Source organism: Thioclava kandeliae, assembly GCF_040297545.1.
Classification (GTDB): Bacteria; Pseudomonadota; Alphaproteobacteria; order Rhodobacterales; family Rhodobacteraceae; genus Thioclava; species Thioclava kandeliae.
In genome coordinates this window covers 20,385-43,715 of sequence record NZ_JAYWLC010000003.1, presented here as the reverse complement: position 1 = coordinate 43,715, position 23,331 = coordinate 20,385, and the positions used below count along the sequence as shown (strand labels likewise).

Sequence of the window (23,331 nt, the reverse complement as noted above, 5' to 3'; positions counted from 1 at the left end):
GTCTCCTCCGTGGCGCGGCCTCGCGGGGATGTCCAAAAGCCTCAGTGGCTGTCACGGCCCACCGCATTGCCACGGCAGCCCTTCAGGAAGTCGAGATCGGCGCCCGTATCGGCCCCCTCGACATGGGTCTGATGCAGATAGGCATAGCCGCTGGTGGCAATCTCGTGGCGCGGAGTCCATGCCGCCAGACGGGCAGTCAGCTCGGCCTCGGAGATGTCCAGATGAAGGCGGCGGTTGGGCACATCCAGCTCGATCATATCCCCCGATTGCACCACCGCGAGCGGCCCGCCGGCTGCGGCCTCGGGCGCGGTATGCAGCACCACCGTGCCATAGGCCGTCCCCGACATGCGCGCATCCGAGATCCGCACCATATCGGTCACCCCCTTGCGCAACACCTTGGGCGGCAGGCCCATATTGCCCACCTCGGCCATGCCCGGATAACCTTTGGGGCCGCAATTCTTGAGCACCATGACGCAGGTCTCGTCGATATCGAGCGCCTCGTCATTGATGCGGGCCTTGTAATCGTCGATATCCTCGAACACGACCGCCCGCCCGCGATGGGTCAGCAGATGCGCACTGGCCGCCGAGGGTTTGAGCACGGCTCCCTTGGGCGCGAGATTGCCGCGCAGCACGGCGATCCCGCCCTGATCGGTCAGCGCACGGTCGGCAGGGCGGATGACATCCTCGTTCCAGTTGCGCACCGAGGCGACCTCGTCCCAGATGGTCTGGCCTGAAACGGTCAGCGCCTCCTTGTGCAGCTGGCCGCTTTCCCCGAGCCGTTTGATCACCACCGGCAGACCACCGGCATAGAAGAACTCCTCCATCAGATACGCGCCCGACGGCATGAGATTGACGATGGTCTTCACATCGCGCCCGCAGCGGTCCCAGTCATCGAGCGTCAGATCGACCCCCATCCGCCCCGCAATCGCCAGCAGATGCACCACCGCATTGGTCGAGCCGCCAATCGCGCCATTGGTGCGGATCGCGTTCTCGAACGCCTCCTTGGTCATGATATCCGAAGGTTTGAGATCGTCCTTGACCATCTGCACGATCCGCCGCCCCGACATCTGCGCCATCACGCGGCGGCGGCTGTCGACCGCAGGGATCGCCGCATTGCCCGACAGCGCCATACCAAGAGCCTCGGCCATCGAGGCCATGGTCGAGGCCGTGCCCATCGTGTTGCAGGTGCCGGTGGACCGGCTCATGGATTGCTCGGCCTCGAGGAAATCGTCCTGCGTCATCTCTCCGGCCTTCACGGCTTCGGAGAATTTCCACAGATGGGTGCCCGAGCCCACGCGCTCGCCACGGAACGACCCGTTCAGCATCGGGCCGCCCGTCACCACGATCGAGGGCACATCGCAGCTTGCCGCCGCCATCAGAAGCGAGGGGGTGGTCTTGTCGCAGCCCACCATCAGCACGCAGCCGTCAATGGGCTGGCCGCGCAGGGTTTCCTCGATGGACAGCGCCGCGAGGTTGCGGAACATCATGGCCGAGGGCCGGAAGGTGTTCTCCGAGGCCGAGAAGACCGGCACCTCCACCGGAAAACCGCCCGCCTCCCAGATGCCTGCCTTCACCTTCTCGGCCAGTTCGCGCAGATGGCCGTTGCAGGGCGTCAGTTCGGACCATGTATTCATGATGCCGATGATCGGCCGCCCGTCGAAGAGATCATGCGGATAGCCCTGATTTTTCAGCCAGCCACGGTGGTAGATCGTATCGCGCGAATTGCCGCCATACCATTCCTGCGAGCGCAGCTTGCGCGGCCAGGGCGCGGGGGTGAAGCTCTGTGCCATGGACATCTCCTTACAATGCCGCCACGTCGACAAACCCCTCATCGGCGGCCACCGCCAGAGGGTTGCGCAGGGGCTGCCCGAACTCGGGGGCGAAAAGCTCGAACACATCCCCCGCCTGCGGCGCGATCTGGCTGCCAAACGACAGGGTCGCGGTGCCGAACATATGCACATGCAGATCCCCCGCCCTGCGGAAGGGCGCATATTTGAAGTGATGGTGCTCGAGATTGGCGATGGTGTGGGACATGTTGTCCTCCCCCGACAGGAAGGGCTTGTCGAAGATCACCTGATCGCCGCGCAGGATCCGCGAGCGGCCCTCGATATGTCTGGGCAAATCGCCGAGACGCATCTCGGGGCCGAAGGCGGCAGGGCGCAGCTTGGAATGGGCCAGATAGAGATAGTTCAGCTTTTCCGTCACATGGTCGGAAAACTCGTTGGCCAGAGCGAAGCCCGCGCGATGGGGCCTGCCATCAGGACCGATCAGATAGAAGCCCGCAATCTCGGGCTCCTCGCCGCCATCAAGGGCGAAGGCGGGCGAGATCAGCGCATCATTCGTGGCCACCGCCTGAGTGCCCGGCCCCTTGTAGAACCATTCGGGCTGGGCACCGATGGCGCCTTTGGCGGGCTTGCCACCCTCGAGCCCCATCTGGAACATCTTCATGCTGTCCGAGACATGGGTCTCGGATTTGGCATGCATGGAATTGCGGGTCGAGGCCGACCCCGTATGCGTGAGCCCCGTGCCACACAGATACATCCGCGCGGGCTCGGGATGGCGCATCGGCACATCCAGCGCGCCTTTGGCGGCCTGTTCCGCCACATCCACCGTCTCGCCCCCTTCGGGCAGGATCGTGGCCAGAGGTCGCCCCCGGGCAATGGCGTCACGCGCCAGTTCATAGGTCGTCAGGCCCTGCACGAGCCGTGCGGCCCCGCCCTCGCGGATGATGACACCCCCCGCCTTCAGCTGACTGAGATAGACCGTCATTCGAATTCTCCTCCTGAACAAGAGCGGACCCGCCCGAGCCATCGGCCGGACGCGCCATATAGAGGCGGGTGCTCTTGTGATATCCTCCATCGCGGGCTCCTCTCCCGCTCGAGGGGAGATTAGAAAGCCGCGGTATAGCATTCAAATATCAATATCGGCGCATCGCATACCAAAACTGGTATGTCTCAATAGACCTTGGTCGTGGCGCTGGCTTTGGCGGGGGCCGTGGCGTGGAAGTCCTCGAGGAGCCTTGACGCCCCGATGGCCAGAAGCCCCACATCATGGCCGATCGCCACAAAGCTCGCCCCCAATTCGGCATAGCGTTTCGACAGTCCCAGATCCCCGATCAGGATGCCTGCCGCCTTGCCGTGGCCGATGATGCGGGCGATCATGTCCTCGATGACCTCCTGCACATAGGGATGGGCCGGATCATCCAGATGGCCAAGGCTGGCCGCCAGATCGGCGGGACCGATGAAGATACCATCAACCCCCTCGACACTGGCGATCTCGTCGAGGTTCTCGAGCCCCTTGGCGGTTTCGACCTGCACCAGAAGGCAGGTCTGGGCATCAGCGGTTCTCACATAATCGGGTATCCGGCCAAAGCCGGAGGCGCGCCCTACCACAGCCCCGACCCCGCGGATGCCATGCGGCGGATAGCGCATGGCACGCACCAGATCGCGGGCCTGGGCTGCGGTTTCCACCATCGGCACCAGAACCGTCTGGGCCCCCGCATCGAGCACCTGCTTGATGATCCATGCCTCCCCCACCGGCACTCGCACGATGGCATGGGTCGCGCTGCCGCGCAGGGCTCCGATCTGGCCGGAGATGGTGGCCAGATCGTTGGGGCCGTGCTCGCCATCGATCAGCAGCCAGTCATATCCGGCATCAGCGCAAAGCTCGGTGCAATAGGGATGGGCGAGGTCCTGCCACAGACCGATCTGCAGGCGTTTCTCCTGCAGGGCTTTCTTGAACGGGTTCAAAGGGGCTGGCATGGGTTTATCTCCTTGAAAGGTATTACAAAACAGCGGTCATGCCGCCATCGACATAAAGGATCTGGCCATTGACGTAATCCGAGGCGGAGGAGGCGAGGAACACTAGCGCGCCCTGCAGCTCCTCTGGGCGGCCCCAGCGGCCTGCGGGGGCGCGGCCCCGCACGAACCCGTCGAAAGCCGGATCCTCCTGCAGCGCCTGCGTCATATCGGTGATCATGTAGCCCGGACCGATGGCATTGGCCTGGATATTCGCGCCCGCCCATTCGGCAGCCATGGATTGCGTGAGCATCCGGATGCCGCCTTTGGCGACCGTATAGGGCGCGACGGTGGCGCGGGCGAGCTGGCTCATGAGCGATCCGATATTGATGATCTTGCCGCCGCCGCGCGGCCCCATACGGCGTGCCGCCTCGCGCCCGCACAGGAAGGCCGCCGTCAGATTGGTCTCCAGCACACGGGTCCAGTCAGCCAGCGCCAGATCGAGCAGGGGCTGGCGGTGCTGGATACCGGCATTGTTGACGAGGATATCCACGGCCACGCCCTGCGCATCGAGCGCCTCGAACGCCGCCATCACCTGATCCTCGCAGGTGACATCGAAGGCGCAAGCCTGCACATCATGGCCCAGTGCCGCCAGTTCGGCACGGGTCGCCTCGAGCCGGTCGGGGTTGATCCCGTTCAGGATCACCTTCGCCCCCGCCTCGGCCAGACCGGTGGCAAAGGCGCGCCCCAGCCCACGCGAGGAGCCGGTCACAAGGGCGGTTTTCCCGCCAAGAGAGAAATCAGGCATCCTTCAGCCCTCCGTCATGCGTGTTTCAAGATCAGGGCGGGTATAGAGATCGGCGCGCAGCCGCATGCCCAGCCCTGCGCCCTCGGGCGGGTAGACATAGCCCGCCTCGATGCGCGGCAATTCTTCGACAAGCTCCAGATACCAGCCCAGATAGGCGGCGCGCACGCTCTCCTGGATCAATGTATTGGGTTGGCTGAAGCCTGCATGGATACCGGCGACAAAGCCCACCGGCCCGATACAGTCATGGGCGGCAAAGGGGCGGTGATAGGTATCGGCCTGCGCGGCGATCTTGCGCCCCTCGGTCAGCCCGCCGGTCCCGCACAGATCGGCCATCACCACCGCCATTGCATCGCGGTCGAGATAGTCTTTATAGGCAAAGCGGGTGCCCAGCGTCTCGGAGGCGCAGGTCCATGTCGCCGTGGCGCGGGCAAATTCGGCCAGCGCCTGCGCATTGGTCATGCGGACCGGGTCCTCGTACCAATAGGGGCGGAAGGCATCGACCTCGCCTGGAATCACCTTGGCCGCAGGCAGGGCCCATAGCCCGTGCATCTCGAGCATGATATCCATCCTGTCGCCCACAGCGCGGCGGATGACCTCGAACGGGCGCAGCGCCGCCTTCAGCCCCTCCCCCGAGATATGCTGGCCACGGAATTCGTCCGCATGCGGATCGAACGGCCAGATTTTCATGGCGGTAATGCCCTGATCCAGAAGCTCCTCCGCCAGTTCGGCCGGACGGGTCATGAAGGCGTCGAGATCCTCATAATCCCCGCCTTCTCCCCTGTTCCAGTTCGACACGGGGCGGATGTTGTGGCTGCGCACATAGCGCGTGCCTGCACAGGTATTGTAAAGGCGCAAGCGGTCCCAGCACCGCCCGCCCAGCATCTGCCATACGGGCTGGCCCATCGCCTTGCCGAAGATGTCCCACAAGGCGAGATCGATGGCGGAAGCGGCGCGATGCTCGGCCCCCGTCGAGGCCTGACCCATCGGCAGGTTCAGCATCTCGCGGTGCAGGGCCTCGATGGCGAAGGGGTCGCGCCCCAGAAGACGCGGGGCCAGCGTGTCATGGATATGGGCCGCAACCGCGCCCGCACCGTAGAAGGTCTCGCCGAGGCCCGTAATTCCGGCATCGGTCTCGATCTCGCTCCAGAGAATATTGGCGAATTCCGCGGCCCGAAGGGTCCGGAGTGCGGTGATCTTCATCTCTCACCTCGCTTGATCGCAAAGGCACACCCCGCAACGAAGCAGGGTGCGCGACAGGCTTACTGGGCGCGCATCTCGGCCAGTGTGCTCTGCACCATCTCGACGACATCGGCACCGATCTCGTCTTTATGCGTGTCATAGACCTCCTGCGATTTCTCCAGCATCCGCTGTTGCTCCTCCGGCGAGATCACATTGAACTCCAGCCCCGCCTCTTCCATCTTGGCAAGCGAGGTCTTGTTCAGCTCCTGAATGACATCACGCTCGACATCGCGCCCGACCACCGCACAGTCGCGCAGCGCGGCCTGCTCCTCGGGGGAATAGGTGTCGAAGATCGGTTTCGAGAACAGGAACAGGAAGGGCGTGTAGGTGTGTTTCGTCTCGCTGATATAGTTCTGCACCTCGAAGAATTTCGATGTATCGATCGTGACATAGGGGTTTTCCTGCGCATCGATCGCCTTGGTCTCGAGGGCCGAGAACACCTCGCCGAAGGACATGGGCGTGGCATTGGCCCCGAAATTCGAAAACGTGTCGAGGAAGATATTGTTCTGCATGACGCGCATCTTCAGCCCTTCGAAATCCTCCCATTTGGTGATGGGGCGTTTCGAGTTTGACACGTTGCGGAAACCGTTCTCCCAATAGGCCAGATTGATCAGCCCGACCTTTTCGAGCTTCTCGTTGATGTAATCGCCAAATTCGCCATCCATCACGGCATAGGCTTCCTCGTTCGTGCGGAACAGGAACGGCAGATCGAAGACGCCGAGCGCGGGTTCGATGCCCACCAGCGGCGAGGACGATGTCACCACCGAATCCAGCACCCCCGAACGCAGTGATTGTGTGGATTGCAGGTCTCCTCCCAGCGCCCCGCCCCAGAAGCCGGTCATCTTCATCTTGCCACCGGTCTTCTCGTCCAGACATTGCTGCATCGCATCCATGCCGTTATGGACCGGATGGTCCTCGGCAATGCCGTTCGACACGCGGATATTGCGTTGCTTGAAATCGGCCAGTGCAGGGCTTGCAACGGCACAGGCAACCGTGACCAGAAGTGCGGCCTTGAGTGACTTTTTCATGTGATCCTCCCTAATCGGTTGAAAAAGATTTGGTTCGAGATGCAGCGGTCAGTAGAACCACTGCGCGGGCACCAGAACGATCTGCGGGAACAGAACCAGCGTCAGGATGACGAGGATCTGGGCCAGCAGGAACGGCCAGACACCAACAATAACGCGACCGAGGGGGAGCCTCCCTACCCCGCTGACCACGTTCAGCACGACACCGACAGGCGGTGTCAGCAAGCCGATGCAACAGTTCATGATGAACATCACACCGAAATAGACCGGATCGATGCCCGCTTCCTTGATGATGGGCAACAGGACCGGTGTCAGGATCAGGATGGTGGGCGTCAGATCGAGCGCCGTGCCCACCACCAGAATAAGTGCCATGATCGCGAGCATCAGCAGGATGGGACGGTCGATCAGTGGCTCGATATAGCCCGAGATCTCGGCGGGAATATTGGCCGCCGTAATCAGCCATGCGGATACAAGCGCCGCACAGACAAGGAACATGATCGCCGCCGTCGTGCGGCCCGCATTCCGGATCACCTTGGGCAGATCCCGCAGGTGCAACTCGCGATAGACGCAGGTCCCCACGAACAACGCGTAGAACGCGGCGATAACGGCAGCCTCCGTCGGGGTGACGATGCCGAACTTGATGCCGCCCAGAATGATCACCGGCATGCCGAGCGCCCAGATGGCGCGCGCGCCCGTCCGGCCACGTTCGGCCCAACCGGCCTTAGGCAGCGTGGCGACATCGTCATTGCGCGCCACGATGATCCAGGTGACGATCAGCACGAGCCCCATCAGCACCCCCGGCACGATCCCCGCCATGAACAGCTTGGAGATCGAAATATTGCCGGCCACACCGAAGATGATGAAGGCCATGGAGGGCGGGATGACAGGCGCGATGACGCCGCCTGCCGCGATCAGCCCCGCCGAACGTGGCAGATTATACCCCGCCCGCGCCATCATCGGCAGCAGGATCGCCGCCAGCGCCGCACTGTCGGCGGCCGCGGAGCCCGAGATACTGGCCAGAATGATGGCGGCAAAGATCGCCACGATCCCAAGCCCGCCGCGGATATGGCCAACACAGGCCACGGAGAAATCGATAATGCGTTTGGACAGCCCGCCCGCATTCATCAGCTCCCCCGCCAGAATGAAGAAAGGGATGGCCAGAAGGGTGAAGGTATCCGCGCCGATCATCATGTTCTGGGCGATAATCTGCGTATTGAACATGCCCATATAGCTCATGAGCGCGACACCGCAGACGATCAGCGCGAAGGCCACCGGCACCCCTGTCAGCATCGATCCGATCAGCGAGGCGATAAAGACAACAAGCGTCATTTCGCATCTCCTTCCGGCTCATAGAGTGGCTCGTCGATCAGATGGCGCTCGCCCGCGAAGGCCGCGATCTCCTTCTCGGTGATCCGCCCCGTGACAAGGCGGAGAAGCCGCGTCCCGGAGATCAGCGCGATCATCGCCGCCGTGAACAGCCCAGTCCCGTAGACCCATGCCATCGACAGCCCCGTCACGGGCGCGCCCATCGACATATTGATCGGCAGCTGTTTCCAGGTGCCGATGAACAGCACCCAGGCACAGCCCAGAATGAGCAGCTCGGCCACGCCCATCATCAGCATCCGGCCCCTGCGGCCAAGTGCTGCGACAAAGGTCTCCATCCCCATATGCATGTGATGGTGATGGGCCACGACCGCGCCGATAAAGGTCAGCCAGACGAAGAAGAACCGCGACAGCTCCTCGGACACCGCAATGCCCGAATTGAACCCGTAGCGCAGCACGACATTGAGAAAGACCATCAGCGCCATGCCCGACAGGAGGGCGACCAGCACGAGGTCCAGCAGACGATAGAATAATGTGATCAATCGGGTCATGGTCAGAACCTTTCCCCGAGACCCCGGGCGGCAAGGTTGCGCATGAGGGCCGTGATACCGAAGCTCCATTCGGGGCAATGATCGGCGCGGTCGACCCAGTTGGTCAGGCACCCCAGTTGCGGCGCCGCGATCTCGACACGGTCCCCCACCACATGGGTGAACCCCTGCCCCTCGCCGTGGCGGTCCTTGGTGGGGGCAAACATCGTGCCCAGAAACAGCACCGCACCGTCGGGATACTGATGGCTGCGGTTGCGCATCTGGCTCACCAGATCGACCGGGCGGCGCGAGATGGCCCGCATCGGGCTCTCGCCTGACATGATGAAGCCGTCCTCGCCTGTAACCGTCAAGGAAACCGTTGTGCTTTCAACATCTTGTAAGGAGAAATGGGCATCGAAGAGGCGGATGAACGGACCGATCGCACAAGAGGCGTTATTGTCCTTGGCCTTGCCCAGCAACAATGCCGAGCGCCCTTCGACATCACGTAGATTGACATCATTGCCCAGTGCGGCCCCGAGGATCTCGCCGTCGGAGCGCGTGACAAGCACCACTTCCGGCTCGGGGTTGTTCCAATGCGACATCGGATGGATACCGACCGTCTCGCCGCAGCCCATCGCCGACATCGGCTGGGATTTGGTGAAAATCTCGGCATCCGGACCGATGCCCACCTCGAGATATTGCGACCACAGATCCATTTCCTGCAGGAGCCCTTTGACCTGCATCGCCTGTTCCGATCCGGCCTGCAGGTCGCGCAGATTCTCGCCGATTACCGGCGCGAGGTGGGCGCGGATTTCGGCAGCACGCCCTGCATCGCCGCGCGCCTGTTCCTCGATCACCCGCTCAAGCATACTCTCGGCAAAAGTTACGCCCGCAGCCTTGATGGCCTGCAGATCCACAGGCGCCAGCAGCCGTCCTTCCGAGCCGTCAAGGAATGCGTCAAGCGGTCCGAGACAGGGCAGATCCTCCGCCGCCAACAGCGTCAAGACATTCTTGTTTTCGAGAAGATGGGACATCGTAACGGCCTGCGCCGTCAGATCATAAAGTTTCCCATCACGGATTGTGACAATACAGGGGCCACCTTGTGCCTGCGACCAGACACGACCAACAAGCTTTGCCAAATGTGCATCATCCGGCAAAACCCGATTGGCCTTCAACACAGATGCTGAAGCCAAAATCTCCTCCCTTGATTTTACGCACCGCCTCCACTCGTTGCGCACGACATTAGATGTCTGACAACATTACAACAGCAGCGCGCCAACCGGCGCAAGAGAAAACTTCGGCAAAGTCAGGAAAATGTCGGAAGTAGGTTTTTATACGTAAAATTCGAGAGTTAGACCAACTCTCTGGGCAGAACCGATCAGATGACGGCGCATCGCCGCTCGTGCCATTACCGGATCTTTAGTTCTGATCGCGTCACGAATAGCCGTATGTTCCTCGATCGTGCGCTCGATCACCTCTTCCAGCTGACCCTCCGTGCGGGCGATCGCGATGACGTGGCTGATCCGGTCGGAAATCGCGCCGATAAACTGTGCGAAATAATTATTTCCCGTCGATTCCGCGATGATGCGATGAAAGTCCAGATCGGCAGCCACACCCGAGTTGCCCCAATCCTCAGAGGCACAGATCTGCGCCAAGGCCGCGTTCAGCGCCTCCATCTGTTCGGCGGTATGATGGGTTGCAGCAAGAGCAGCGGCCTCCATCTCTAGCGGAACACGCAACTGATAGAGATCCCGAAAGTTACGCCGGTCCATAGACTTGGCATCTTCGAGGAGGATCTGCCGCGCGGGGCGCTCACGCACAAACGCCCCGACCCCCTGCCGTGTCTCGACCAGCCCCTCGCTGCGCAGCTGTGCAATCGCCTCGCGCACAACTGTCCTGCTGACGCCGAAGCTTTTCGACAGCGCATGCTCGGTGGGCAGCTTGTCGCCGGGTTGCAACGCACCGTCATAGATACGCTTGGCAAATTCCGACGCGATCCGCGTCGGAAGATGCGCCACACGCTTGATCTGTTCGAAACCGCTTTCCATACCATTTCCTCTTACCAGACAAGCAGACCATAGCAGTCAAAGGTCGATCTGGCACCCTTTATTCATCACCATCGCCGGATCGACCGCCTTGCGGATCGCGACATTCAAACGGCGCTGAACTTCAGGAAGCCTCTCAGAAAAATCACCTTTTTTCAGCCGACCAATGCCATGCTCGGCGCTGATCGAACCGTGATACCCATCCAGCACCCGATTGGCGATCTGCTTGGCGCGGCAGATCTGCGCATCGATATCACCGGACAGATCGGGCAACACATTCAGGTGCACATTGCCATCGCCCACATGCCCGTAGGAGACACAGATAACATCGGGCATATCGGCCAGAATGGCGGCCTCGGTTTCGGCCACAAATGCCGCTATCCGCGACAATGGCACGGACAGATCGGTGCGCAGATGCTTGCCGCGCTTGGCCTGACCTTCGTTCATGCCTTCCCGGATCAGCCAGAGATTACGCGCCTGCGCTTGCGACTGGGCCACCACCCCGTCCAGCACCAGCCCCGCCTCGAACGCGTATTCCACAAAGCGCGCCATGAGGTCGTCCATATCCACCAGCCCCGAGCCCGCGATTTCCATGAGCACATAGGCGGGATGCTCCGCCGCCATCGGCAGGACCAGATCGGGGATGCCTTCCTTGGCCAGATCGAATGCCAGTGGCGGCAAAAATTCGAAGGCCGACATGAGGTCACAACATTGCCGCCGCGCATGCCGGTAAAGCGTGATCGCATCCTCCAGCGACTCGAGCGCCAACAGCGCCGTCGCCACCTGATCGGGAGCGGGCAGCAGCTTGACGGAGACTGCTGTAATGATACCGATGGTTCCTTCCGAACCGATGAAAAGATGTTTAAGATCAATACCTCTGTTGTCTTTCCGTAGGCTCGAGAGCCCCTCGAAAAGACTGCCATCGGGCAAGACGACCTCAAGCCCCAACACCAGATCGCGGGTCATCCCGTAGCGCAGCACATTCACTCCACCCGCATTGGTCGAGACATTCCCGCCCAGACGGCAGCTCCCCTGCGCCCCGAGCGTCAAGGGAAAGAACAGCCCTGCCTCGGCCACCTTGGCCTTGAACTCCTCCAGGACGATACCCGATTCGACCACCGCCGAGAAATTGTCACAATCAAGCTGGCGTATCGCGGTCATGCGCTCCAGGGTGAGCACCACCTGATGATCGGGCATATCTGGCACCGCCCCCAGAACAAGCCCCGTATTGCCGCCCTGCGGCACGATATTCAATCCCAGCGCTCCAGCCGCACGCACGCACTCCTGCACCTCCGGCGTGTTGCGGGGGCGCAGCACCGCCAACGCGGAAGACTGCACATCGCCATGCCAATCATGGCAATAGCGCAGGACATCCTCCCCCGTCACAACAAGTTCCGGCCCCAATCGCTGCAGCAATTCTCTGGCGACTGACGGCACATTCACCTCGGTCATCCCCGTTCCTCCCTCTCTATGCCCTCCCATCGGGCAAATCCTCTCTTGTTTTTCCTACCATGTTGTCAGACAACATTACAAGATTGGACCAGTTGGGAGGCTGGCCCTTAACGGAGGAGACATCATGCATATTCTGATAATCGGCGCCGCCGGTATGGTCGGGCGCAAGCTTACGGCAAAACTTCTGACAACCGGCCATCTCGGCGGAACGCCCATCCAGCGGATGGATCTGGTCGATGTCATCCCCCCGCATGAGCCGCAAAGCGAGATCGATATCCACTGCGAGGCCGCGGATCTGTCTACCCCCCATACGGCACCCGCGCTGATCGCCCGCCGCCCCGATGTGATCTTCCACCTCGCGGCCATTGTCTCGGGCGAGGCGGAGGCCGATTTCGACAAGGGATACCGCATAAATCTCGACGGCACCCGCGCCCTGTTCGAGGCGATCCGTCATACGCAAAGCTACTGCCCGCGTGTGGTCTTTGCCTCCTCGATCGCGGTGGTGGGGGCACCGCTGCCCTATCCTATCCCAGATGACTTCCACTGCACCCCGCTTACCAGCTATGGAACCCAGAAAGCCATCTGCGAGCTACTGCTGGCGGATTATACGCGGCGCGGGATCCTTGACGGTGTGGGCCTGCGCCTGCCCACGATCTGCATCCGTCCGGGCGCGCCCAACAAAGCGGCCTCGGGCTTCTTCTCGGGCATCCTGCGCGAGCCTCTCGTCGGCAAGGACGCCGTGCTTCCGGTCCCCGACACCATCCGCCACTGGCATGCCTCGCCGCGCTCGGCCGTGGGGTTCATGCTCCATGCTGCCAGCATGGACACCGCGGCCATTGGTCCGCGGCGCAATCTCTCAATGCCCGGTGTCTCGGCCACGGTCGCCGAACAGATAGAAGCCCTGCGCCGCATTGCGGGCGACACTGCGGTCAAACTGATCCGGCGCGTCCCCGATCCCGCGATTACCGCCATGTGCGAGGGCTGGGCTCCGGGGTTCGAGGCCAGCCGCGCCCGCGCTCTGGGCTTTCGCGCCGAGAGTGACTTCACCCAGATTATCAAGGCCCATATCGAGGACGAGCTGGAGGGGGTCCAATGACGATCGCTTTTCTGGGGACCGGCCTGATGGGCGCGCCGATGGTGCGCTGCCTGCTGCGCGCGGGGCATCATGTCACCGTCTGGAACCGCGCGCCGGAAAAGGCGGCGGCGCTGGTCGAGGACGGCGCGCGGCACGCACAGACGCCGCGCGAGGCCGTGGCACGGGCCGAGCTGGTCTTTACGATGCTTAGCGACGGTGCGGCGGTGGACGATGTGCTGTTTGCCCAAGGGGGCCTGCCGCAAAAAGGGGCCACATTTGTCGATTGTTCCTCGATTGCGCCCGACGTCGCGCGCGCGCACGCCCGACGGCTGGCGCAGGCGGGGATCGACTATGTGGATTGCCCTGTCTCTGGCGGCGTCGATGGCGCGCGTGCGGGCACATTGGCGCTTATGGCCGGTGGGTCCGCCGACAACATCGCCCGTATCGCACCGGTCATGGCCGCGCTCGGCAGGTTGACCCATGTCGGGCCCACCGGTGCGGGGCAGGTGTGCAAACTGGCCAACCAGCAGATTGTCGCCATCACCATCGGCGCCCTTGCCGAGGCAATGGTGATGGTCGGGGCCGCCGGCGCGGACCGCGCCCGTTTCCGCGATGCCATTCGTGGCGGCTTTGCCGAAAGCCGTATTCTGGAGCTGCATGGCCAGCGGATGATCGACCGTGATTTTACCCCCGGAGGCCCCGCGCGCCTGCAGCTGAAAGACCTTGACGGGATGCTGGGTCAGGCCGCCACCCATGCGCTGGACCTGCCCCTTTCAAAGGAGATCCGGCGCCTGTTTGCGCAATTCGTCGCACAGGGCCATGCTGAGACGGACCATTCAGGCCTGCTGATCCATCTCGAGGCGCTGAATGCCTGCGACCCTGTGGAGGAGACACAATGACCAAGACCCCGCCCAAACCCCGTCTGCGCTCGCAGGACTGGTTCGACAATCCCGACCATGCCGATATGACGGCGCTCTATCTCGAGCGTTTCATGAATTATGGCACCACCCCCGAGGAGCTGCGCGCGGGACGCCCGATCATCGGGATCGCACAATCCGGCAGCGACCTCAGCCCCTGCAACCGCCACCATCTGGATCTGGCCAAACGGGTGCGCGACGGCATCCGCGATGCCGGCGGTATCCCGATCGAGTTTCCAACCCACACCCTATTCGAGAACTGCAAGCGTCCCACGGCCGCGCTGGACCGCAATCTGGCCTATCTGGGACTTGTCGAGCTGCTTTACGGCTATCCTTTTGACGGGGTGGTGCTGACCACCGGCTGCGACAAGACCACGCCTTCGGCATTGATGGCGGCGGCCACGGTCGACATTCCGGCCATCGTGCTGTCGGGCGGGCCCATGCTCGATGGCTGGCACGAGGGCGATCTGGTGGGCTCGGGCACCGTCATCTGGCGCTCGCGGCGCAAATATGGCGCAGGCGAGATCACCCGCGAGGAGTTTCTGGAAACCGCTCTGGAAAGTGCTCCCTCGGTGGGTCACTGTAACACCATGGGCACGGCCTCCACGATGAACGCGATTGCCGAGGCGCTTGGCATGTCGCTGACGGGCTGCGCCGCGATCCCTGCCGCCTATCGCGAGCGCGGACAGATGGCCTATCGCACCGGCAAACGCGCGGTCGAGCTGGTTCACGAGGATCTGCGCCCCTCCGATATCATGACACGGCCCGCTTTCCTGAACGCGATCCGCGTGAATGCGGCAATCGGTGGCTCGACCAATGCCCAGCCCCATATCGCGGCCATGGCCAAACATGCGGGCGTCGAGATCACCGCCAAGGATTGGCAGACCTACGGCTATGACATTCCGCTTCTGGCCAATGTGCAGCCTGCGGGCAAATATCTGGGCGAGCGGTTCCACCGTGCAGGCGGGGTGCCAGCAATCATGTGGGAGCTAATGGAGGCGGGCAAGCTGGACCTCTCGTGCCGGACGGTCACGGGCCAAAATATGGGCGCGAATCTCGAGGGCCGTCAGAGTTCGGACCGCGAGGTCATCCTGCCCTATGGCGCACCGATGATGGAGCGCGCGGGGTTCTTTGTCCTCACGGGAAATCTCTTCGATTTCGCGATCATGAAGACCAGCGTGATCTCCGAGGACTTCCGCCGGCGGTATCTGACGACCCCCGGCTCGGAGGGGGTCTTCGAGGGCACGGCCTTCGTCTTCGACGGCTCGGAGGATTACCATGCGCGCATCAATGATCCCGCGCTGGACATCGACGAACACTCCATACTTGTGATCCGCGGCGCAGGGCCACTGGGTTGGCCCGGCTCGGCGGAGGTGGTCAATATGCAGCCGCCGGACCGGCTTCTGAAACGCGGCATAACCTCTCTGCCGACACTTGGCGACGGGCGGCAATCGGGCACCGCCGATAGCCCCTCGATCCTCAATGCCTCGCCCGAAAGCGCGGCGGGCGGCGGGCTGGCCTGGATCCGCACGGGCGACCGGCTGCGCATCGATCTGACCGGAGGACGCTGCGATATGCTGGTCTCCGATGCCGAACTGGACCGGCGCAAGGCGGAAGGGCTACCGAAGGTGCCCCCCTCGGCCACCCCATGGCAACAGCTCTATCGCGAGACGGTCACCCAGATGCAGGATGGCGCCACCATCCGCGGAGCCGAGAAATTTCGCGCGATCTCGCGCAAACTCCCGCGCCACAACCACTGACCCGTCGCACCTGCCCCCTTCGGGCAGGTGCTGCACCCAAAGGGCCATCCGTCCTTACCAGACCGCGCGAGGCGAGCCGGCAGACCTGAGCCGACGGATGTTCCACTGCGCAGGGTCCATCCCCCGAATTCCGCATCACCTTCCCCCTTCAGCCCATGGACAGGACGATCTTGCCGCGCGTGCGTCCGGCTTCCGGTAACTCCAGAGCCTGCCGGACCTCTGCCAATCGGAAGATCCGCTCCACATAGGGCGTGACCGTTCCGGCCCCGACAAGGGCCGTGATCCGTTCGGGCGACCGCGCGATATCCGTCGTAGGGACGACGCGAGAGTCCGAGAAGGCACCGGTTCTGATCATCCCGTAAACCGTGTCGCCGCAGGCGAAGCCCGTAATGCCCTCGCCAGTCTCCTCGATGATCAAAAAAAACTCACTGGCCAGATGGAGAAGAAGCGTCATTCCCTCCTTGTGCCATCGCCATTGCAGATCTTCCCGTCAACGGGACTGCCCCCCGCCGCAATGACACGGTCAAACACGTCACCCGTATCCTGTGGGCAGTCTCGGAACTCGGACACGGCAAGGCCATCTTGCCAGTCGCGGGAAAGGCCGTGTTTTCGTGCACTGCGGCATTCTCCCGCGCTTTGCGTCAAATGATGTCCAAGACGCCAAGCGAATTTCTCCTGTCCTGCCAGCAGCCTACACCTTTCCCCCTGATGGACAGCCTCTGCGGGTCACGCGGTTGCCGCGCTTCCTATGTCCTGCAGGCGGGTAAAGACCCCGAAACGGGCGGTATGACGCGCGAAGGCCTCCATATCGGGCTGGTTCACGCTGCCGCTGCGCGACATCGACTGCATAACCGTCTCCGCATCGGCATGGACGCCCCCCGCCAGCGCCCCCAGCATCGCCGCCCCGAGAAGCACCGGCTCCTCCGTTTCGGGGGCAATCACGGGTTTGCCGGTGGTATCGGCAAGGATCTGGCGCACCAGCGGATGTCGCCCCGCTCCGCCGCTAATCGCGATACGCTCCACCTTGGCACCGAGAGCGTCCTGCGCCTCGATGATCTGGCGCAGCCCGTAGCCCAGGCCGCAAAGCGTCGCGAGATAGAGCGCCAGCAGGCTTTCCAGCCCCCGATCCATGCCGATCCCCATGACCGTCGCGCGACGATGCGGGTTGGCATGCGGTGCACGATTGCCCAGCACCTCGGGCACCACATGCAGCCCCGCCACCAGATCGAGAACCGGCCTGTCGCCGAGTTGCGCGGCCAGCCACGCGGGCAAGGACTGGCCACAAGCTGCGGCCTGCCGATGCGCTTCGGGCGCATAGGGATGGTGATCCAGCAGCTGGTCCACCGCCGCTCCGGCCGCGCTCTGCCCGCCCTCGTTCAACCACATACCCGGCACCATAGCCGAGTAATATGGCCCCCAAACCCCCGGCACAAAGGCCGGGTCGCGGGTGGTCGTCATGGTGCAGGAAGAGGTGCCGAAGACATAGGCCAGATCGGCGGTCGGATCGCCCGCGCCGCCGACAGTACCAAGCCCGCCCGCATGCGCATCGATCAGCCCCGCGCCGACGGGGATTCCCTCGGGCAGCCCCATCTCCCGCGCCGCCGCCGCGGTCAGCCCCTGACCGAGCGCTGTTCCGACAGGCACCACGCGCCGACCGATCCGGTCAAACCCGTCCGCACAAAGATCGGCCAGTCCGATCTGCTCGAAATAACTCGCATCCCAGCGGTTCTCATGGCCCAGATAGGTCCACTTGCAGGTCACCGTGCAGATGGAGCGCGCAAGATCACCGGAGGCGCGCCATGTCAGGAAGTCGGTAAGATCCATGAACTGCCATGCCTGCGCATAGATCTCCGGCATGTTCTCCTTGAGCCAGAGGAGCTTCGGCGTTTCCATCTCGGGCGAGATGATGCCGCCGACATAATCGAGGACCCGATGTCCCGAGGCGTTGATACGCTCGGCCTGCCCGGTGGCGCGGTGATCCATCCAGACGATGATGTTGCGGTCCTGCGCAACCGGGAGCGGCACGCCGCCCGCCCCGAGGATCACAAGCGAACAGGTCGCATCGAATCCGATGCCGCCGACGGTTGCGGGGTCGATACCCGAGGCTTCAACGGCCCCGCGCACCGCGCCGCAGACCGCGCGCCAGATATCATCCGAGGATTGCTCGACGCGGTTGCCCTGCCCCTTCCAGAGCGCGATCTCCTGCACGGATGTGCCTTTGAGAGCGCCCCGCAGATCGAAGACACCCGCGCGCGCCGAGCCCGTTCCCACGTCTATGCCGATCAGATGCATCTTACAGATCCACGCTATTGGGAAGGATCACCATGTCGCGGATCACGACACCCTTCTTACGGGTCAGCATGAAGACAACGGCTTCCGCCACCTCCTCGGGCTGCATGAGGGACCCGTTGGCCAATGCCTCGTCCATCTTTTCCTGCGGCCAGTCATCGAGCAATGCGGTCACCACGGGACCGGGCAGGACGGCCCCCATCCGGATGCCATGCGGCGCGACCTGACGACGGGTGGAATGCAAGAACGCCTGCACGGCGAATTTGGACGCGGTATAGACCGGCTCCCAGACCACGGGGATGACACCTGCCACAGAAGAGGTGAACAGGATGTCCCCCGATTTCCGTTCGATCATGCCGGGAAGGACGGCATTCACACAACGGAACGCCGCGTTGATATTGAGATTGAGCATCCGGTCCCAGGCATCCGGATCACCTTCGGCTGCGGCACCCCCGACATAGGCGCCGGCATTGGCATGGAAGATGTCAAGCGGCCCTACCCGTGCTTCGATCTGCGGCACCATTGCCGAGACGGCCTGCCCGTCGAAGAGATCGAGCACCAGCGGGTGGGCCCTGTCTCCCAGCGCCTTGCAGAGCTGGGACAGCTTCTCGGCGTCACGGTCGATCAGGACGACGCTGGCCCCCTCGTCCAGAAGGCCCTTTGCGCAGGCAAGTCCGATACCGGACGCCGCGCCGGTAATCGCTGCTGTTTTGTTTTCGAGTTTCATGTCGGATCCTTAGGCACGGCCATGCGAGGCACGGGAGCGGCGGGCGAGGCTATCGACGATCACGGCGATGGCCAGCACGGCCCCCGTAATCATGTAGCGCAGGCTCGACGAGAGGTTGAGAAGGGTCAGGCCGTTGGAGATCGCCTGGATGACGATGATCCCGAGAAGCGCCGACCAGGCGGAGCCCCTGCCCCCGAACAGCGACGTGCCCCCGATGACCGCAGCCGCGATGGCGTTGAGGTTCACATCGCCGGTTCCGGCCTGCTGGGAGGCGGAGGCAAGGCGCGAGGCGGCGAAAACACCGCCCAGTGCCGCAAGCGAGGAGCAGGCCATGAAGGCCGACAGGCGGATCTTCTTGACGTCGATACCTGAGCGGCGCGCGGCCTCGGCATTGCCGCCGACCGCAAACATGGAACGGCCCCATTTGGTGCGGCGCAGCGCATAGTCGAGCGCGACGACGAACAGGGTGAAGACGCCGAACATATAGGGCACGCCACGGCCCTGCTCGAGATAGGCGACGCAGGCCAGAAGCGCGACGGTGATCACCCCTGCCTTGACCAGTAGCACGGAGAGACCGGGGCTCGAGAGATTGACCGCACGGCGGCGGCGCATGGTCTTCATCCCGCCATAGAGCATCAGCGCGCCCGGCAGGATCGCCGCCAGATAGGACAACCATGCCGGCATGATGAGGATCTGGCCGAATTTCACAAGCGGCGAGGTATAGGGCAGATTGATCGAACCGGTGGCGCCGAGGAGATAGAGCTGCAATCCCAGCAGCGCCAGCAGACCCGAGAGGGTCGCCACGAAGGACGGCATCTCGAATTTGTTGCGCAGGACGCCGTAGATGAAGCCCACTGCCGCTCCTGCGAGAACCGCCCCGAGAACGGCCACCGGCATCGGAAGGCCGGAATTGACCCAGAGCACACCGGTCAGCGCCGAGGCAAGGCCCGACATCGACCCAATAGACAGATCTATCTCGCCCAGCAGCAGCACGCAGACCACGCCAAGCGAGATCAGCCCGATAGCGGCGGCATCGAATAGCAGGTTCACGAGATTGTTCGGTGCCAGAAACACCGGATTCAATGTGCTGAAGACCAATGTGATCAGCACCAGTCCCGAAAGGACAGGCAGCATCCCCAGATCGCCGGAGCGGACCCGGTCGATGAAGGCGCGACCCGCGCCCGCGAGACCCTCGTCATGGCGCACGCGCGTATCGGCGCGGTCGAGCTGTGCATTGCTCATGCGATTTCTCCCTGCTTGCGGGCCATACGGCGCGAGACAGAATTCTCGGAGGCGCCGGTGATCGCCGCGACCAGATCCTGATGCGAGGTCTCTGCGGTGAACACACCGTTGTTCTCGCCAAGGCGCAGCACGACGATCCGGTCGGCCACCGCGCGCACATCCTCCATATTATGCGAGATGAGGATTACCCCGTGCCCCCTGTCACGCACCCGCTCGATCAGGTTCAGCACCTCGGCGGTCTGGGCGACACCCAGTGCCGCGGTCGGCTCGTCCAGCATGATGATCTTGGGGTCGAGCAGCAGCGAGCGCGCGATGGCCACCGTCTGTCTCTGGCCGCCCGAGAGCGAGGCGATCGGTTCGCGCACCGAGGGGATACGCGCGGCCAGTTCCTGCAGCAATGTCCAGGCGCGGACTTCCATCTCGACCTCGTCGAGCGCCCAGGGGCCTTTCTCGTGCCCGAGAAAGAGGTTCGCCACCACATCGAGATTCTCGCAAAGGGCGAGATCCTGAAAGACGGTGGCAATTCCCAGTTCCAGCGCGGTGCCGGGGCTATCGAGCGTCACCGGCCTGCCACACCATTCGATGCTCCCGCTGGTGGGCTGGTGCACACCCGCCAGAACCTTGATCAGCGTGGATTTCCCCGCGCCATTGTCGCCCACGAGCGCCACCACTTCGCCCGCATGAACGTCGAGTTCGATATCCTGAAGCGCGGTCACCGCGCCGAACTGCTTGGTCACGCCGCGCAGCTTCAGGATGAGATCACCCTTGTGCATATCCAGTCTCCTCCCTTGAAAGCCGGGGGCGGGTCTCCGCCCCCGGCAGCCGCTTATTCGAGACCCAGCTTTGCGCAGGGTTCGGCATATTCACCGGTGCAGACTTCGGCGACGGTCTGGATGCCCTTGTCGAAGATCTCCGCCTTGATGTTCTCCTGCGTCACCACGGCGGGGACAAAGAGCTGCGACGGCGTGTCATAGAGTTCGGTCGTCGCATCGGGTGTCTCACCCCTCACGAGTTTCATCGCCACCCCGGCGGCGGCTTCGGCCACGATTTCGGAAGGTTTGGAGATGGTGTTGTACTGATCGCCCGCAATGATGAGCTGCAGTGCCGCGATGGTCGCGTCATTGCCGGTCACCGGCGGCAGCGGGCTGACGCCCGCGGCCTTCATCGCGGCGATCGCCCCACCGGCAGTGCCGTCATTGGCCGCCACGATCCCTTTGATATCGTCTCCGAAACGGGTGATCTGGCCAGCCGCCCATTCCTGCGCCTTGGGCGGCGCCCAATCCGGCGTATCGAATTCGGACAGGGTCTTATAGGCGGAATTGTCGAGCGCGCTGTCGATTCCGTCGCGGATCAGTCCTGCGGCGGCATCGGTCGGAGAACCGTTGATCTGCAGCACCCCCTCGCCCTCCGCGACCCCCTCGGCCTTCAGATGATCCACCAGCGATTGCGCGATCGCCCGGCCGATGCCCTCATTGTCGAAGGACACATAGAAATCCGCCGGAACATCGGGGATCGGGCGGTCATAGGCGACGACCTTCACATCCTGACTATGGGCGATCTGGACCAGCGTCGCGGCAGCCGAACTATCGACCGGATCAAGAACGACCACCGAGGCACCTTGCGCGATGACCGAGTTGAATTGCTGCTGCTGGAGCGAGACGTCGCCATTGGCGTTCTGGTAGATCACCTTGCATTCGGCACAGAGCTTGTCCATCGCGGCCTGGAAACCGGGATAGTCATGCTGCTCGTAGCGGGTGGATGCCTGATCGGGCATCAGAAAGGCCACGGTGGCTTCGGCATGGGCGGCATGGGCCGCAGCGACCGCAAGTGCGGATGCGGCGAAAATACGGAATTTGGTAATGTTACTCCTCCTGTCAGACCGGCCTTCCGGATGATGCACAAGACAACTTGGGCCCCCAACAGACGTCGCAGGACACATAGCTGATCCCCATGCGCCACCTTCGGGCGCTCTTTCGATAGAGCATCCTCTCCTCAAGATGCTCAACCGATGGAGCATCATTGCCATTGCGCATCAGAGCTGTCAACATCCGTCAACGGGACGTTCACGCGGGAGATGGGCAGGATGTCAGCCAGCAACGCCAATTCTGCAAGGCGGACAACGATCTACGATCTGGCCGAGATCGTCGGAACCTCACCCACAGCGGTGTCCTCTGTGCTGAACGGATCGTGGAAGAAGCGCCGAATCAGCCAGAATCTGGCCGATCGCGTCCTGCGCGCGGCCGAGGAGCAGGGCTATGCGGTCAATATTCAGGCAAGTGTCCTGCGGCGCGACAAATCCAAGATCGTCGGCATGGTCGTGCCGAAATACGACAACCGTTTCTTCGGCGCGATCGCCGAGCAATTCGAGGAGGCCGCGCGGGCGACGGGGCTCTTCCCTGTCATCACCTGCACACAGCGCGACCCCGATCTGGAGATCGAGGCTGCAAGGGGGCTGCTTTCCTATCAGGTGGATCGCCTCGTTGCCTGTGGCAGCACCAATCCGGACCGCATCGCGGAACTATGTGCCGCAAATGGCGTGCCGACAATCAATCTCGATCTGCCGGGCAGCCTGGCCCCCTCCATCATATCCGACAGCTACGCGGGCGCCTTCAGCCTGACCAATGCCATCCTCGACGCCTGCAAAAGGGATCTCGGCATATGTGAGGCCTTGGTGTTTATCGGCGGGCGGCTGGACGATCATAACACGCGGGAACGGCGGCGTGGCTTCCTCGATGCGCATGCCGCACGAGGGCTCGATGTACCAGCGGAGCATATACTGACGCCCGGCTATGCACCGCTGAAAGCGCGTCGGGTCTTGGAAGATCTCCCCGCGCGGCCGCACGGGCTCTTTGTGAATTCGACCATTACCCTTGAAGGGGTGGTGCATTGGATGCAGGCGCTGCCACCACCGGAGGCAGCCGCGATCCGTTATGGCACCTTCGACTACGATCCGTTTGCTGCATTGCTGCCGCAGAATGTCGGCATGATCGAACAGGATGTGCCCAACCTGATCGCCCGCCTGATGGCCCAGATGGAGGAAGCTCCGGCCGCGCATAAACTCATCAAGGTGCCCTGCAAACTCCATTTGAGATGACACAGCGTAGACCCGGCCCGATCGAATAGGCGCCGATCAAACCATAAGTCGCCGCGGGTCATGGCGCCATG

At 62.9% G+C, this 23,331-nt stretch carries 21 protein-coding genes; 4 read left to right on the top strand and 17 right to left on the bottom strand.

Translation table 11 applies throughout. The annotated features are described in order from the left end of the window. Positions 1 to 41: 41 nt before the first annotated feature. From araD to VSX56_RS04850, 11 genes are all read right to left on the bottom strand, one after another. Positions 42 to 1,790 carry an L-arabinonate dehydratase gene (gene araD / locus VSX56_RS04900; protein WP_339114636.1) on the bottom strand — a complete coding sequence of 583 codons (1,749 nt, stop codon included), beginning with the start codon at positions 1,788 to 1,790 and terminating at the stop codon, positions 42 to 44. Positions 1,791 to 1,800: 10 nt separating this feature from the next. After that, positions 1,801 to 2,769, bottom strand: a complete 969-nt coding sequence (gene araD1 / locus VSX56_RS04895; RefSeq protein WP_350935272.1) for an AraD1 family protein — start codon at positions 2,767 to 2,769, stop codon at positions 1,801 to 1,803. Between the two features lie 185 nt (positions 2,770 to 2,954). Further along, on the bottom strand, positions 2,955 to 3,761 hold the full coding sequence (locus VSX56_RS04890) for an aldolase/citrate lyase family protein (RefSeq protein WP_350935270.1): 807 nt from the start codon (positions 3,759 to 3,761) through the stop codon (positions 2,955 to 2,957). Positions 3,762 to 3,783: 22 nt separating this feature from the next. After that, positions 3,784 to 4,545, bottom strand: a complete 762-nt coding sequence (locus tag VSX56_RS04885; protein ID WP_350935267.1) for an SDR family oxidoreductase — start codon at positions 4,543 to 4,545, stop codon at positions 3,784 to 3,786. A 3-nt stretch (positions 4,546 to 4,548) separates the two neighbouring features. Then, positions 4,549 to 5,745, bottom strand: coding sequence for a mandelate racemase/muconate lactonizing enzyme family protein (locus VSX56_RS04880; RefSeq protein WP_350935265.1), 1,197 nt, complete (start codon positions 5,743 to 5,745; stop codon positions 4,549 to 4,551). 59 nt (positions 5,746 to 5,804) lie between these two features. After that, entirely contained in the window at positions 5,805 to 6,812 is a 1,008-nt protein-coding gene (locus VSX56_RS04875; RefSeq protein ID WP_350935263.1) for a TRAP transporter substrate-binding protein, read from the bottom strand. A gap of 48 nt (positions 6,813 to 6,860) precedes the next feature. Continuing rightward, positions 6,861 to 8,138 carry a TRAP transporter large permease gene (locus tag VSX56_RS04870; RefSeq protein ID WP_339114642.1) on the bottom strand — a complete coding sequence of 426 codons (1,278 nt, stop codon included), beginning with the start codon at positions 8,136 to 8,138 and terminating at the stop codon, positions 6,861 to 6,863. Next, a complete protein-coding gene (locus tag VSX56_RS04865) occupies positions 8,135 to 8,683 on the bottom strand; it encodes a TRAP transporter small permease (RefSeq protein ID WP_350935261.1) in 549 nt (182 codons plus the stop codon). Before VSX56_RS04865 ends, VSX56_RS04870 begins: the two co-directional genes overlap by 4 nt. A gap of 2 nt (positions 8,684 to 8,685) precedes the next feature. Next, positions 8,686 to 9,798, bottom strand: coding sequence for a fumarylacetoacetate hydrolase family protein (locus VSX56_RS04860; RefSeq protein ID WP_350935259.1), 1,113 nt, complete (start codon positions 9,796 to 9,798; stop codon positions 8,686 to 8,688). A gap of 192 nt (positions 9,799 to 9,990) precedes the next feature. Then, positions 9,991 to 10,707: a FadR/GntR family transcriptional regulator gene (locus VSX56_RS04855; RefSeq protein ID WP_349295400.1), complete on the bottom strand. Its 717-nt coding sequence runs from the start codon at positions 10,705 to 10,707 to the stop codon at positions 9,991 to 9,993. A 36-nt stretch (positions 10,708 to 10,743) separates the two neighbouring features. After that, a complete protein-coding gene (locus VSX56_RS04850) occupies positions 10,744 to 12,156 on the bottom strand; it encodes an FAD-binding oxidoreductase (RefSeq protein WP_350935256.1) in 1,413 nt (470 codons plus the stop codon). 124 nt (positions 12,157 to 12,280) lie between these two features. On the opposite strand from VSX56_RS04850, the gene denD reads away from it, so the two are divergent. Genes denD through VSX56_RS04835 form a run of 3 tightly spaced genes read left to right on the top strand, consistent with a single transcriptional unit; the run spans position 12,281 to position 15,908 of the window. After that, positions 12,281 to 13,252: a D-erythronate dehydrogenase gene (gene denD, locus VSX56_RS04845; protein ID WP_339114647.1), complete on the top strand. Its 972-nt coding sequence runs from the start codon at positions 12,281 to 12,283 to the stop codon at positions 13,250 to 13,252. Further along, positions 13,249 to 14,130 carry an NAD(P)-dependent oxidoreductase gene (locus VSX56_RS04840; RefSeq protein WP_350935254.1) on the top strand — a complete coding sequence of 294 codons (882 nt, stop codon included), beginning with the start codon at positions 13,249 to 13,251 and terminating at the stop codon, positions 14,128 to 14,130. The genes denD and VSX56_RS04840 overlap by 4 nt, the downstream gene beginning before the upstream one ends. Next, positions 14,127 to 15,908, top strand: coding sequence for an IlvD/Edd family dehydratase (locus VSX56_RS04835; protein ID WP_350935252.1), 1,782 nt, complete (start codon positions 14,127 to 14,129; stop codon positions 15,906 to 15,908). Before VSX56_RS04840 ends, VSX56_RS04835 begins: the two co-directional genes overlap by 4 nt. 148 nt (positions 15,909 to 16,056) lie before the next feature. Here VSX56_RS04835 and VSX56_RS04830 read toward each other — a convergent pair whose 3' ends face one another. The 6 genes from VSX56_RS04830 to VSX56_RS04805 all read right to left on the bottom strand — a co-directional run bounded on the left by VSX56_RS04830 (position 16,057) and on the right by VSX56_RS04805 (position 22,012). Beyond that, positions 16,057 to 16,362, bottom strand: coding sequence for a zinc-binding dehydrogenase (locus VSX56_RS04830; RefSeq protein ID WP_350935250.1), 306 nt, complete (start codon positions 16,360 to 16,362; stop codon positions 16,057 to 16,059). A gap of 272 nt (positions 16,363 to 16,634) precedes the next feature. Further along, entirely contained in the window at positions 16,635 to 18,200 is a 1,566-nt protein-coding gene (locus tag VSX56_RS04825; RefSeq protein WP_350935248.1) for an FGGY-family carbohydrate kinase, read from the bottom strand. A 1-nt stretch (position 18,201) separates the two neighbouring features. Further along, a complete protein-coding gene (locus VSX56_RS04820) occupies positions 18,202 to 18,924 on the bottom strand; it encodes an SDR family oxidoreductase (RefSeq protein WP_350935246.1) in 723 nt (240 codons plus the stop codon). A 9-nt stretch (positions 18,925 to 18,933) separates the two neighbouring features. Beyond that, positions 18,934 to 20,166: a sugar ABC transporter permease gene (locus VSX56_RS04815; RefSeq protein WP_339114653.1), complete on the bottom strand. Its 1,233-nt coding sequence runs from the start codon at positions 20,164 to 20,166 to the stop codon at positions 18,934 to 18,936. Continuing rightward, entirely contained in the window at positions 20,163 to 20,939 is a 777-nt protein-coding gene (locus VSX56_RS04810; RefSeq protein ID WP_350935243.1) for an ATP-binding cassette domain-containing protein, read from the bottom strand. Before VSX56_RS04810 ends, VSX56_RS04815 begins: the two co-directional genes overlap by 4 nt. A 53-nt stretch (positions 20,940 to 20,992) precedes the next feature. Further along, positions 20,993 to 22,012, bottom strand: coding sequence for an ABC transporter substrate-binding protein (locus tag VSX56_RS04805; protein ID WP_350935633.1), 1,020 nt, complete (start codon positions 22,010 to 22,012; stop codon positions 20,993 to 20,995). Positions 22,013 to 22,249: 237 nt separating this feature from the next. Between VSX56_RS04805 and VSX56_RS04800 the strand changes: the two genes are divergently transcribed. After that, positions 22,250 to 23,260, top strand: a complete 1,011-nt coding sequence (locus tag VSX56_RS04800; protein WP_350935241.1) for a LacI family DNA-binding transcriptional regulator — start codon at positions 22,250 to 22,252, stop codon at positions 23,258 to 23,260. Positions 23,261 to 23,331 lie beyond the last annotated feature (71 nt).